Genomic DNA, 12,525 nt, shown 5'->3' with positions numbered 1-12,525 from the left:
GGTTCAGATCTCCTTGCGAAAGCCACCCAGGATGTCCTCGGTGGCGTGTGCCGGTGCGGCCTGCGCACACATCCGGTCGAGGGCCTCCAGGAACTGCGAGACGTCGTTGCGCTGGTCGAAGTACTGGGCTCCGACGAGGCTCTCCGCGTACGCGATGTCCGGCAGCTCCGGAATCGGGAAGCGGAAGATGTGGAACGGCCCGTACATCGCGGGGTGCGGGCCCGCGGCGAACGGGATGATCTGCAGCCGGACGTTGGGCAGCGCGGTGGCCTCCACGAGGCGGCCGATCTGGTCGCGCATCACCCGCGGGTCGTCGCCGATCGGGCGGCGGAGGACGGTTTCGTCCATGACCACCCACAGCGTCGGCGCGTTCTCGCGGGTGAGCAGGGACTGCCGCTCCATGCGCAGCGCGACGCTGCGGTCGATGTCGTCGTTGCAGGCGTGCGGCATCCCGGCGCGCAGCACCGCCCGCGCGTACTCCTCGGTCTGCAGCAGCCCGGGGACGTACGCGGGCTGGTAGCCGCGGATGAGGTTCGCCTCGCTCTCCAGGCTGACGTAGGCGCTGAACCAGTCGGGCAGCACCTCGCGGAAGCGGTGCCACCAGCCGGGGCGGTTCGCCTCGCGGGCCAGGGAGACGAAGCCCTCGATCTCGGTGGCATCGGCGATGCCGTAGGTGGCCAGCAGCTTCTCCACGTACGGGATCTTGAGGCCGACCTCGGCCTTCTCCATCCGCCGTACCGTCGCATGAGTGACATCGAGGGCCGCGGCGGCCTGCTCGAAGGAGAGGCCGGCCTTCTCGCGCAGGTCCTGCAACCGCTTCCCGAGCACCACCCGCAGGACGGTCGGCGCCCCGCCCGACCGTGCTTCCACCACGTCCGATTCCCTTCTGCCTGCTTCCGGGCAGCAGTGTGTCATGCCGTCAGTTACGCGAACAGACTGCATAATCCGGTTCTGTAATTTGCAGACTGATCCTTGCCATCAATCATCGGCATCGCACATAGTTGCGTGGTGCCTTCCTCCAGCAACGCCCCCTCGTTGGCGCTCTGCGGCCTCGCCGCCGGGCGCCGGGACGCGTTCCATCTGCCGGCGCGCCGCACCTCCGTCCCCGAGGCGCGGCGGCGCGTCACCGCGTTGCTGGACTCCTGGGGTACCGGCCAAGGCGTCCGCGACGACGTGGAGTTGGTGGTCTGCGAGCTGTTCACCAACGCGGTACGGCACGCCGCCGGCGAGCGGGTCGGCTGCGAGCTGTCGCTGCACGCCGGATTCGTACGGATAGCCGTCACCGACGAGGGCGGGGCGGGCGCGCCGGCGCCGCGGGTGCGGTCGGGCAGCGTGGACGAGGAGTGCGGCCGCGGCCTCTTCCTGGTCGGCGCGCTCTCCCGGAACTGGGGTACCCGGCCCGAGCGCGGCGGCGGCCGGGTGGTGTGGGCCGAGGTCCCGCGCGACGGCGCCACCGCCTGATTCCGGGCGGCGCGGCCCCACACACGACAGCGGCCCCGGATCCCTTGACGGGAATCCGGGGCCGTCGTGGTTGCCCTACAGGGGCAGCAGGTCCGGGCGCTTCGGCTCGACGTGGTCGCCGGAGGACTCACCGCGCAACCGGCGGCCGATCCAGGGCACCAGGTGTTCGCGCGCCCAGTGGATGTTGTCGCGGCGCGCGTCGGCGGCCGACCGCTCCGCCTCCGGGGGCCAGGGCTGGTCCGGGTCGGCCGGGACCTGGAGGCCGAGCACCTGACCGGCGCGGAGCGCGACCCGGGTGTGGCCGTCGGCGGACAGATGCAGCCGGTCGTCGCTCCAGGCGCGCCGGTCCTGGACGGACTTGAGCGACCAGAGGTCGAGGACCGGGCAGCCGTGCCGGTCGGCGATGGCGCGGACGTGCGCGGTGTACGTCGCGATCTTGCCGCGCAGATGCTTGAGGACAGGCATGCCGCGGGTGTCGAAGCCGGTGCAGAGCAGGACCGTGCCGACGCTCTCGCGCAGGTCCGCGACGGCCGCCTCGTACCGCTCGGCGACGTCGTCCGGGTCGGAGCCGGGCCGCAGGATGTCGTTGCCGCCCGCACAGAAGGTCACCAGCTCGGGGGCAAGCTCCTTGGCGCGGGGCACCTGCTCCTCGACGATCTGGTCCAGGAGCCGGCCGCGGACCGCGAGGTTGGCGTAGCGGAACTCGCCCTCCGCGCGCTGGTCCGAGAGGAGAACCGCGAGGCGGTCCGCCCAACCGATGTACGCCCCGTCACGACCCGGATCCCCGACTCCCTCGGTGAAGCTGTCCCCGACGGCTGCGTACGACCCGATGGCGCGCACGGCGCCGCTGCTGATGTTTTTCGAATCGTCTCCCACGTCAGGACATACTTCACCGCGAGAAGTGACCTACGCCACCGTAACCAGGGGTTGACGGGAGGTGATTAATACCACCCGGTCAAATTCTCTCCAAGTTGGAATACACAACGATCGTCAAGTGTCACCGAAAGGCACCCCTCCGTGTCGGCATCGGGCATCTCCCGGGCCGGAAGCGTCACTTCCCACCATGGTTGCCTGCGGCACCCGTGTCGTATCGTCGGGAACGGCCACGTCTCGCCGGCGAACGCGCCGGCGGCCGAACCAAGGAGCGCCCGTGACGCAGACGCCGCAGGTCCCACCGGCCGATTCCCCCCTCGTGGAGGTCCGCAACTTCCGCGACGTGGGCGGGTTGCCGACCATGGACGGACGGCGGGTACGAGCGGGACGGCTGTTCCGCAGCGGCCATCTCGCGCATGCGACCGACGCCGACACGGCCTTTCTCGGGGGCCTCGGCCTCCACACGGTCTTCGACTTCCGCAACGCCACGGACATCTCCCTCGAAGGCCCCGACGTGACGCTCCCCGGCGTACGGAACGTCAACATCCCGCTGACCGACCCGGCCGACGGCGCGGAATTCTGGACCATGGTCCGCGACGGCGCACTGGACCAGCTGCGGCACATACTCGGCGACGGCAAGGCGACGGCCCGGATGGCCAGGAGCTACCGCCACATCATCACCACCCGCACCGCCGACCACAGCCGGCTGCTGCACTCGCTCGCCGAGGACAGCATGCCCGCCCTGCTGCACTGCGCCGCCGGTAAGGACCGCGCCGGACTCTCGGTCGCCGTGACGCTGCTCGCCGTCGGCGTCGAGCGGGAGGCGATCGAGGCCGACTACCTCAAGTCGAACGACCCGCACCGGCGCTACAAGATCCGCCGCTCGGACACCTCCCCCGCCGCGATGTCCCCCGAGGTCATGGAGCTGCTCTCGCCGCTGTTCGGCGCCGACGCCGCCTACCTCACAGCCGCCTACGACGCGATCGCCGCGACCTGGGGCTCGACCGAGACCTACCTCACCGAGGGGCTGGGCCTGACCCCCGACGTCCGCGAGCGGCTGCGCGACCGGCTCCTGGAGAGCTGAACCCCGATCCGTACCCGGCCGTCACACCGCCGGGTACGGATCGGGGTCGGTGACCCACCCGGCGACCGGCACCAGACCGCTCGCCCGGTGCACCGCCAGAAAGCCGAACGGCCGCGTGAAGCGCGCCGTCACCAGCCGGGAGCGGAGCGGCGGCGGCTGCACCATCCCCGCCGCGCGCATCCCGATCGCGGTGACCGCCGCCGCCCGGAAGCCGAGCGGCCCGAACGTCGCCGTCGCCGTCTGCCGCGCCGCGGACACCGCGAGCGACCGCGTGGCGATCCCCGGGAAGTGCCCCGCCGACGCCCGGACCGCGACGCCGAGCCCGAACACCTCGGGCCACCGCAGCAGATCGTGGTCGGCGTCGACGGTCCACCGCGCGGTGCTCAGCTCGGTCAGCGGGCGGCCGTGCGGGGACGGAACCGAGGAGAGCGCGAGCCCCGGACCGTTCCCTTCCGCCCCGGGCGCCACCGGATACGCCCCGCCCAGCGCCGCCACCCCGTGCGCCAGCACCGTACCGCCCGGCAGCCGCTCCGGGCCGAGCAGCAGATGCACGTCGAGGCCGCCCGTGCCCGCGACCCGCGCGTCGGTCAGCGGCCCGTCCGGGGTGGTGTGCACCCGCAGCCCCGCGTCGTCCTCCGTACGGCGGTACAGCTCCGTCAGCGTCCGCCCCGCCCATGGGCCCTCGGCGGGGCGCACCGGACGCTCGGCGAACGGCGTCTCCCAGGTGGTGCGCAGCAGCAACGCGCTCGCCAGCACCAGCAGCGTCCCGGGGCCCACCGCCACCGGCAGCCGCTCGATCATCCCGTCGGTGCCGCGCCGCGCCCAGGCGTCCAGCGCCGCGCGGTCGGCCGCCGCGTCGCCGGTCAGCTCGCCGAGTGCGCCCTCCGGCAGCCGCGCGCGCCACTCCGGGCGCAGCGCTACGGAGCGGGCGGCCCACACCCCGGCGGCCGCCGCCGTACCGTCCATCGCGTCCAGCGTGGCGAGCAGCGCGCGGGCCTCGTCCATCGCGTGCTCCGGGGCGGTGCCGAGGGCGGTGGACAGCTCCGCGCGGGCCGGGCCCGCGGCCGGGGTGGCGAGCAGCGCGAGCAGCGGCCAGACCCCGGCGGCGGCCAGGACCGTGCCCCGCTCCCCCACCGCCGCCCGCGCCCAGCGGGCCGTCATCGCGTTGACGGCCCGCACCGTGGTGTCGTCGCTCTTCGGCGTCATGCTCCCCTCCCGTGCGCCGCCCTGCCTCAGCGGTGGGCGACCGCCTGCTTCACCAGCGTCCGCCCGAAGTCCCACATCAGGCCGGAGCCCGCGTGGGCCTCGTCCATGACGGCGGTGAACGCCGTGACGAACCGGTCCACCTCCCGCTCGCCGATGATCAGCGGCGGGAGCAGCTTGATGACCTCCAGATGGTCGCCGGAGACCTGCGTGAGGATGCGGTGCCGTTGCAGCAGCGGCACCACGACCATCTGCGCGAACAGGCCCTTGCGGGCCGCCTGGAGCATCGTCCAGCGGCCGCGCAGCCCCAGCGACTTCGGGCGGCCGAACTCGATGCCGATCATCAGGCCCCGGCCGCGCACCTCGTGCAGCAGCTCGTACCGGTCGGTGAGCGCGGCCAGCCGGGTGCGCAGCAGATCGCCGGTGCGCCGGGCGTGGGCGACGAGCTGCTCGTCCTCCAGCACCGCGAGCACCGCCAGGCCCGCCGCCATGGCCTGGGCGTTGGCGCCGAAGCTGGCGGAGTGCACCAGCACCCGGTCCATGGAGGAGTAGACCTTCTTGAAGATCCAGTCCTTGCCCAGCGTCGCACCGACGGGGACATAGCCGCCGGACAGTGCCTTGGCGACGCAGACCAGGTCCGGTGCGACGCCCGCCTCGTGCTGGTAGGCGAAGAAGTCGCCGGTGCGGCCGAGGCCGGTCTGCACCTCGTCGGCGATCAGCAGGGCCTTGTGGCGGTGGAGCAGGTCCTGGGCGGCGGCAAGAAAGCCGGGCGGGGCCGGCAGCACCCCCTTGCCCTGGATCGGCTCGACCACCAGCGCCGCCACGTCCCCGCGGCGCAGCTCGCGCTCCAGCGCCGCCAGATCGCCCAGTTCGATGGCGGTGTCCGGCAGCAGCGGGGCGAAGCCGTCGCGGAAGCCGTCCTCGCCGTTGACCGACAGGGAGCCCGTCGTCAGGCCGTGGAAGGCGTGGGTGCAGTACAGGACGCGGGGTCTGCCGGTGGCGTAGCGGGCGAACTTCAAAGCGGTCTCGACGGCTTCGGTGCCGCTGTTGCCGAAGAACACCCGGTCCAGGTGGGGCGCGTGGGCCAGCAGCTTCTCGGCGAGCAGACCGGGCAGCGGCTGGCAGTCGAAGCGGGTGAGGTCCGCCAGCTGCGCGTCGAGGACGTCGTGCAGCGCCTGCCGGACGACCGGGTGGTGGCGCCCCAGGCCCATCACCCCGAAACCGGCGAGCATGTCGAGGTAGTCCTGCCCGTCGGCGTCCCAGAAGTACGCGCCCTCGGCCCGCTCGTAGACCTTGTCGAAGCCGAGGGTGTGCAGCATCCGCGGCAGCTGGTGGTTGAGATGGCGGCTGTGCAGGTCGTAGCGTTCGCCGCCGCGCTCGGCCAGCAGACGGCCCAGATCGAAACCGGTCACCGGTGACTCGCCTCCCCGCTTCTCCCCACGGCCCGGGCGGTGCGCGCCGCCCGGGCCGGTCCGACGTGGCCGGGCACGTCAGTCACGGTTCCCCGTGACGGTCTCCCGCGCCGCGCGCAGCGACTCCTTGAGCGACCCCATGGTGGCCAGCACGGCGGTCGGCTCGTAGCCGCAGTGCGCCATGCAGTTGGCGCACCGCGGATCCTTGCCGCGGCCGTACTTCTCCCAATCGGTCTCCTCGATGAGCTGCCGGTACGTGGGGACGTAGCCGTCGCTCATCAGATAGCAGGGGCGCTGCCAGCCGAAGAGGGAGTAGTTGGGGATCGCCCACGCGGTGCACGGGAAGTCCGCCTTGCCCTCCAGGAAGTCGAGGAAGAGCGGACTGTGGTTGAGGCGCCAGCGGCCGCGGTTACCCCCCGCGAACGCCTTCTTGAACAGCTCCCGGGTCTGCTCGACGCCGAGGAAGTGCTCCTGGTCGGGCGCCTTCTCGTACGCGTAGGCGGGCGACAGCATCATCTCGTCGACCTGGAGGTCGTCGTTGAGGAAGTTCAGCACCTCGATGATGGTCTGCGGGGTGTCGGTGTTGAAGAAGGTGGAGTTGGTGGTGACCCGGAAGCCGCGCCGTTTGGCCTCCTTGATGGCGGCCACCGCCTCGTCGAACACGCCCTCCTTGGCCACGGATTCGTCGTGGCGCTCGCGCATTCCGTCGATGTGCACCGCGAAGGCGAAGTACCGCGAGGGGGTGAACTTCTCCAGCTTCTTGCGGAGCAGCATCGCGTTGGTGCAGAGGAAAACGTATTTCCGCTTCGCCACCAACTGCCGCACGATCTCGTCGATCTGAGGGTGCATCAGGGGCTCGCCGCCGGCGATGGAGACCATCGGGGCGCCGGACTCCAGTACCGCCCCCACCGCCTGCGCCACCGGCATCCGCTGTTTGAGGACGCCCGCCGGATGCTGGATCTTTCCGCACCCCTCGCACTTGAGGTTACAGGCGAACAGCGGCTCCAACTCGACGATCAGCGGAAACTTCTCGCGCCTCCGCATCTTCTGTTCAATGAGATAGGTCCCGACCCGGATGGACTGGCGGAGCGGCATGGCCATCTGGCTCACCTCCAGGGGAGCAGCAAAGAACGGTGCCATTCGAAGAAAACAGGAAGGACTGACCGCAGGACGCGGAAGGCCGATATTCCTCCGCGCAGGGTGGCCAGGCGCAGCAGTTCATGTTCTGGAGCGTCCACGACCACCCGGACGGCCGCAACCGGGCGGTCGCCCGCCGCCCGCGCCACGCGCAGCGTCGCGGCGGACTCCATGTCCACCGCGACCGCACCCGCGGCGTGCAGCGCCGCCCGTTCCGCACCGCGCACCACGTGGTCACTGCCCTGGAGCAGCCCGGTGTGGACGGTCAGCCCGCGCGAGCGCAGCGCCTCGGTCAGCGGGCCGCCGTGACAGAGCACGTCGGATGCGTCCGGTCGGTGGTCGCGGGTCCGCTCGGCCACGACCACATCGCCGGGGCGCATCCCCGGGGCGAGCCCGGCGCAGAAGCCGCTGGCGATCACCGGGGAGTGCGCGGTGGGCGCGCCCGGGGCGAGCGCCCGCTCCATGGCGCGTTCGGCGGCGTGCGGCCCCATACCGGTGCGGAGCGTGACCCGCGCGGACGGGGTGGAGTCGCGGCCCCCGCCGCGCAGCGCGAACCGCTCGATGCCGAGCGCACAGGCGACCAGCAGGGGCGGTTCGGTCTCCGGCGGGGGCCGTCTCGGCATCAGGCCCCCAGTGGTGCGGCGGCCGGCCCGCCGCCCACGTAACGGCCGAGCGCCGTCAGCGGGAAGACCTGGCGGTACAGGTGGTAGTTGATGGAGAAGTCCCAGGGGAAGCCGGTGCCGGTGAAGTACGGCTCGTCCCAGGAACCGTCCGGCAGCTGGGTGCCGGCCAGCCAGCGCACCCCGCGGCGGACGGCCTCGCCGTCCCGCTCCCCGGCGGCCAGCAGCGCCATCAGCGCCCAGGCCGTCTGCGAGGCGGTGGAGGCGCCGCGGCCCGCCCACGTCTCCTTGTCCTGGTACGAGCGCTGGTCCTCGCCCCAGCCGCCGTCGGCGTTCTGCACCCGCTCCAGCCAGGCGACGGCGCGCCGGACGGCCGGATGCGAGCCGGGAACACCGGCCGCGGCGAGCGCGGGCAGCACCGAGCCGGTGCCGTAGAGGTAGTTGGTGCCCCAGCGGCCGAACCAGGCGCCGCAGGGCTCCTGATCGGCGAGGAGCCAGACGAGGCCGCGGCGGGCGCGCGGATGGTCGGCACGGCCGGTGTCGGCCAGCATCTCGACGACATGAGCGGTGACGTCCGCCGACGGCGGGTCGATGACCTCGCCGAAGTCGCAGAACGGCAGGCGGTTGGGGAACGGGCTGGTGTTGTCGGCGTCGAACGCGCCCCAGGCCCCGTTCTTCGACTGCATCCCGGCGCTCCAGCGCACCCCGCGCGCAACGGCCTCCTCGATCCGCCGCGGGTCCGGGTGGTCGACCCGGCGCAGCGCGAGGACCACCTCGGCGGTGTCGTCGATGTCCGGGTAGTTGTCGTTCTCGAACTCGAAGCCCCAGCCACCGGACGGGAGGTGGGGGCGGCGGACCGTCCAGTCGCCGGGGCGGTCGATCTGCTCGGCGAGCATCCAGTCGGCGGCCTTGACCAACTGCGGGTGGTCGGCGGGCAGCCCGGCGTCGGCGAGGGCGATGGTGGCCAGGCAGGTGTCCCAGACCGGCGACTGGCACGCCTCGATCATCCGGGAGCCGTCCTCGCGCCACACGGCGAAGCGGTCCAGCGACGCCAGGCCCGCCTTGAGGACCGGGTGGTCGAGGTCGTAGCCGAGCAGGTGCAGGGCGATGACGGAGTAGACGGCGGGCGGCTGGATACCTCCCCAGCAGCCGTCGTTCTCCTGGCGTTCGATGATCCAGCGGGCCGCGGACCGCATCGCGGCGGCGCGCACCGGGCGCACCGCGACCTTGCGGTAGAGGTGCAGCGCCCGGTCGAGGCGCTGGAAGAGGCCGTCCCAGCTGGTGGCCGGCGCGAGCGGGCGCGGCGGGTTGGGGTCGGCCGGGTCGGTGTGCAGCTCGTCGAGGGCGAACGGCGCGGGCCGCACCGGGCGCTTGGCCGAGACGATGGTGAGCGGCACGATCGTCTGCCGCGCCCAGCACCCGAAGTCGTAGATGTTGAGCGGGAACCACTTCGGGAGGTGGATCAGCTCCGGCGGGAGTTCGGGGAGGTCGTCCCACTTCCACCAGCCGAAGAGGGCAAGCCAGATGCGGGTGAAGACGCGGGATGCGGCGATGCCGCCCGCCTCCCGGACCCGGGCGGCGGCGCGGGCCATGTGCGGGGCGTCGGGCGCGTCCCCGGCGAGCCGCAGGGCGACATACGCCTCGACGGTGGTGGAGAGGTCGCCGGGCCCTCCGTGGAAGGTGGTCCAGGCGCCGTCCTCGCGCTGCTCACCGCGGATGTGCCGGGCGGCGGCCTCGGTGGTCTGCGTGTCCCGGACACCCAGGAACTGGCGGAGCATCAGGTCCTCGGCGTCCATCGTGACGTTGGTCTCGAGGTCGCCCTTCCACCATCCGGCGGGGTCCTGGACGGAGAGGAGATATGCGGTGGCGCGCTCCGTCGCACGCCGGGCCTGCTGTGCGATGCCCACCGGGTCTTCGGTGTGGTCGGCAGCATCGCTGGCCGAGGGAGCCCAGGGCGGCAGGGCCCCGGTGCTTCCGTCGGTCGTCGCTGTCATGGCTTCCCCTTCTGCAGTGAACTGTGAAGCGTGCTCAGGGATTCCGTCGGCCGGCGCCCGGCTGGCACCGGCCGGCGACTGCGATCAGTTCGTGTCGATAGTGCTCATCTCTGTCGTACGACGACGAAGTCCGCGAGCGCGACGAGCTGCGCGCGGACCTTCTCCGGCATCTCGACCTCGTCGAGCGCGGCGATGGCCGTGGCGTGCTGGCGGCGGGCCTCCTGGGACGTCCACTCGCGGCCCCCGGCCTCCTCGATCAGCGCGGCGCGAGAGGCGAACTCCTCCTCGGTGAAGTCGGCGATCTCGGTCTCGGACTTCTTCGCGTCGGCCGCCAGGATCTCGGCGAGACGACGCGAGGCGGGACCGTCGGCGTCCAGCGCGGCGACAACCGGCAGCGACTTCTTGCGCTGGCGCAGATCGCTCCAGGTCTGCTTGCCAGTGGACTCCGGGTCGCCCCAGATGCCGAGCAGGTCGTCGACCGCCTGGAACGCGAGGCCGAGGTGGTAGCCGTACTTCTCCAAGGTGTCGGCGGTGCGGTCGTCGGCGCCGCCGAGCACCGCGCCGATGGAAACGGCACAGGCCAGCAGCGCGCCGGTCTTGTTGCCCTCCATCTCCAGACACTCCGCGACGGTGACCCGCTCCCGGTGCTCGTACGAGATGTCCTGCGCCTGACCGTCGATCAGCTTACGGGTGGCGGTGGTCAGACGGCGGGTGGCGCGCCCGGCCTCGACGGTGCCGAGTTCGAGCAGCAGCTCGTTGGCGAGGGCGAAGAGGGCGTCGCCGACCAGGATCGCCTGGGCGGGGCCGTGCACCTTCCACACCGTGTCGCGGTGGCGGCGCTGCTCGTCGCCGTCCATGAGGTCGTCGTGGAGCAGCGAGAAGTTGTGCACCAGCTCGACGGCGACCGCGCCGGGGATGCCTACCTCCGGCGCCGCGCCCGCGGCCTCGGCGGAGAGCAGGGAGAGCGCGGGACGTACCGCCTTGCCGCCGTCGCCCGCCGAGGGGTGGCCCGCGGCGTCGATCCACCCGAAGTGGTAGGCGGCGACGGTGTCCATGGGAGGAGCGAGTCTGTCCACGGCGGCACGCAGCACGGGAGTGGCGAGCGTGCGCCCGCGCTCCAGCAGCGCGGTGACGCTCTCGGTGTCGATAGCTGGGGAAGCCGGGTTCACGGTTTCTCCTCTGTTTCCGATGCTCGTGCTCATGGGAGCGCTGGTGCTCGTTGTCATGCTGCCTCCCGGGGCAGCTGGCCCCGGGGGAAGCCGAGTTCGGTGAGCGCGTGACGTGCGGCCGCATGACCGCTGCGCACGGCGCCTTCCATGGTCGCGGGCCACCCGGTGGCGGTCCACGCACCGGCCAGGAACAGGCCGGGGGTACGGGTCCGGGCGGCGGGGCGGAGCCTGCCGACGCCCGGGGTGGGCGCGAACGTCGCGGTGCGTTCGCGGGTGACGAAGAAGTCGCGGACGCGGGCGCCGCGCGCCGCGGGCAGCAGCCGCTCCAGCTCCGGGAGGTAGCGGTCGCGCAGCTTGGCGACCGGCTGCCCGATCTCCTGCTGCGCGGCCGACTGCGACACCGCCAGGTACTGGCAGCCCGCGCCCTCGGGGAGGGAGGCCAGGCCGGAGGTGTCGGTGCGGTCGAAGACCCACTGCACCGGCGAGCCGACCGCGGCGAAGAACGGTTGGCGCAGCACCTTGCGGTCGTAGACGACGTGGAGGTTGAGGATCGGCGCGGTGCCGATGTCGAGCAGCCGGTCCTGGTCGTCGAGGGTGCCCTCGGGCAGCAGGGCGTGGGTCTCGCGCTGCGGCAGGGCCGTCACGACGGTGTCGGCGTCGAGCGGGTCGGTGGCGTCCGGCCCGTCGGCGACCGCGACGCGCCAGCCGGACTCCGTACGGGTGAGGCCGGTGGCGCGGGTGCGCAGCAGGACGCGGACGCCGGCCTTCTCCAGGGTGGTGCGGGCGAGGGTGTCGTGGACGTCGCCGAGCGGGACCCTGGCCCAGCCGATGTCGGCGGCGCCGGGCGCGGAGAGCAGGCCGGTCTTGAAGACCTTGGCGGCGAGGCCGAGGGAGGCGCCGGACGCGGTGGCGTTGAGGGTGGCGACGCCGACGAGGTCCCACAGCGCCTCGACGGCGCGGGCCGACTGGCCGTGGCGCCGCAGCCAGCTGCCGAAGTCGACCGCGTCGAGCGCCGGGTCGTCGAGGTCGAGGCCCTTGAGCGCGAGGGTGGCGCGGACCACGGAGGCGCGGTCGGCGGGCGTCAGGTGCGGGTAGCGGGCGAGGCTGCCCGCGAGGTGCAGCGGGACGGGCAGCGCGGTGCGCCGCAGCCGCCCCAGCCGCATCCGGTCGGCGTCGAGGACGGGTACGTCCATCCGGTCCTGGAGCGGCACCAGGCCGGTGGCGCCGAGCCGTTCCAGGAAGGCGCCGTAGGCGGTGCAGCAGCGCAGGAAGACGTGCTGGCCGTTGTCGACGCTCAGCTCGCCGCCGCCGAACTCGCGGCGGAAGGAGAAGACCAGGCCGCCCAGGCGCGGGCGGCCCTCGACGAGGGTGACGCGCGCCCCGGCGTCGGCGAGCGCCAGCGCGGCCGCCGTACCGGCCAGCCCGCCGCCGACCACCACCGCGCCGCCGGTGCGCCGTGCTCCGGCTGTCATGTGTCCTCCCCCGATACCGTCCTCAGGGACGCGGTGATCACCGGGAGGGTTGCCCCGGGGGCCGCGGGGTGCGGCGGCCGGGGTCCCGGGCGGCCGGTCC

General features: G+C 72.8%; 11 protein-coding genes. 2 read left to right on the top strand and 9 right to left on the bottom strand.

The window, feature by feature from the left end; all coding sequences use genetic code 11:
- Positions 1–3: 3 nt before the first annotated feature.
- On the bottom strand, positions 4–873 hold the full coding sequence (locus tag OG422_RS26585) for a helix-turn-helix domain-containing protein (RefSeq protein ID WP_405746402.1): 870 nt from the start codon (positions 871–873) through the stop codon (positions 4–6).
- A gap of 135 nt (positions 874–1,008) precedes the next feature.
- On the opposite strand from OG422_RS26585, the gene OG422_RS26580 reads away from it, so the two are divergent.
- Positions 1,009–1,461, top strand: a complete 453-nt coding sequence (locus OG422_RS26580) for an ATP-binding protein (protein WP_405746400.1) — start codon at positions 1,009–1,011, stop codon at positions 1,459–1,461.
- Between the two features lie 75 nt (positions 1,462–1,536).
- Here the strand turns inward: OG422_RS26580 and OG422_RS26575 are convergent, their stop codons facing one another.
- Positions 1,537–2,337: an SGNH/GDSL hydrolase family protein gene (locus tag OG422_RS26575; RefSeq protein WP_405746398.1), complete on the bottom strand. Its 801-nt coding sequence runs from the start codon at positions 2,335–2,337 to the stop codon at positions 1,537–1,539.
- 274 nt (positions 2,338–2,611) lie between these two features.
- Between OG422_RS26575 and OG422_RS26570 the strand changes: the two genes are divergently transcribed.
- Entirely contained in the window at positions 2,612–3,418 is an 807-nt protein-coding gene (locus OG422_RS26570; RefSeq protein WP_405746395.1) for a tyrosine-protein phosphatase, read from the top strand.
- 21 nt (positions 3,419–3,439) lie between these two features.
- Here the strand turns inward: OG422_RS26570 and OG422_RS26565 are convergent, their stop codons facing one another.
- From OG422_RS26565 to hpnE, 7 genes are all read right to left on the bottom strand, one after another.
- Complete coding sequence (locus OG422_RS26565; RefSeq protein WP_405746392.1) at positions 3,440–4,624, bottom strand: serpin family protein; 1,185 nt, start codon at positions 4,622–4,624, stop codon at positions 3,440–3,442.
- 26 nt (positions 4,625–4,650) lie between these two features.
- Positions 4,651–6,033: an aspartate aminotransferase family protein gene (locus OG422_RS26560; protein ID WP_405746389.1), complete on the bottom strand. Its 1,383-nt coding sequence runs from the start codon at positions 6,031–6,033 to the stop codon at positions 4,651–4,653.
- A 78-nt stretch (positions 6,034–6,111) separates the two neighbouring features.
- The gene (hpnH, locus tag OG422_RS26555; RefSeq protein WP_405746387.1) at positions 6,112–7,134 is read right to left on the bottom strand and encodes an adenosyl-hopene transferase HpnH; all 1,023 of its coding nucleotides are present in this window, start codon (positions 7,132–7,134) and stop codon (positions 6,112–6,114) included.
- A gap of 5 nt (positions 7,135–7,139) precedes the next feature.
- The gene (locus OG422_RS26550; RefSeq protein WP_143941271.1) at positions 7,140–7,793 is read right to left on the bottom strand and encodes a 1-hydroxy-2-methyl-2-butenyl 4-diphosphate reductase; all 654 of its coding nucleotides are present in this window, start codon (positions 7,791–7,793) and stop codon (positions 7,140–7,142) included.
- The gene (shc, locus tag OG422_RS26545) at positions 7,793–9,784 is read right to left on the bottom strand and encodes a squalene--hopene cyclase (protein WP_405746384.1); all 1,992 of its coding nucleotides are present in this window, start codon (positions 9,782–9,784) and stop codon (positions 7,793–7,795) included. Before shc ends, OG422_RS26550 begins: the two co-directional genes overlap by 1 nt.
- A gap of 104 nt (positions 9,785–9,888) precedes the next feature.
- Positions 9,889–10,986 carry a polyprenyl synthetase family protein gene (locus OG422_RS26540; RefSeq protein WP_143941269.1) on the bottom strand — a complete coding sequence of 366 codons (1,098 nt, stop codon included), beginning with the start codon at positions 10,984–10,986 and terminating at the stop codon, positions 9,889–9,891.
- A 20-nt stretch (positions 10,987–11,006) separates the two neighbouring features.
- Entirely contained in the window at positions 11,007–12,425 is a 1,419-nt protein-coding gene (gene hpnE, locus OG422_RS26535; RefSeq protein ID WP_143941268.1) for a hydroxysqualene dehydroxylase HpnE, read from the bottom strand.
- Between the last annotated feature and the right edge of the window lie 100 nt (positions 12,426–12,525).

The organism is Streptomyces sp. NBC_01525 (assembly GCF_045040405.1).
GTDB lineage: Bacteria > Actinomycetota > Actinomycetes > Streptomycetales > Streptomycetaceae > Streptomyces > Streptomyces benahoarensis.
Note: the sequence above shows the minus strand (reverse complement) of the source record. Positions and strands in the feature narration are given on the sequence as shown.

Excerpts from the sequence above, each read along its gene's own strand:
- OG422_RS26565 (WP_405746392.1), bottom strand. The coding sequence starts at position 4,624 with ATGACGCCGAAGAGCGACGACACCACGGTGCGGGCCGTCAACGCGATG.
- OG422_RS26550 (WP_143941271.1), bottom strand. The coding sequence starts at position 7,793 with ATGCCGAGACGGCCCCCGCCGGAGACCGAACCGCCCCTGCTGGTCGCC.
- shc (WP_405746384.1), bottom strand. The coding sequence starts at position 9,784 with ATGACAGCGACGACCGACGGAAGCACCGGGGCCCTGCCGCCCTGGGCT.
- OG422_RS26540 (WP_143941269.1), bottom strand. The coding sequence starts at position 10,986 with ATGAGCACGAGCATCGGAAACAGAGGAGAAACCGTGAACCCGGCTTCC.
- hpnE (WP_143941268.1), bottom strand. The coding sequence starts at position 12,425 with ATGACAGCCGGAGCACGGCGCACCGGCGGCGCGGTGGTGGTCGGCGGC.
- hpnH (WP_405746387.1), bottom strand. The coding sequence starts at position 7,134 with ATGGCCATGCCGCTCCGCCAGTCCATCCGGGTCGGGACCTATCTCATT.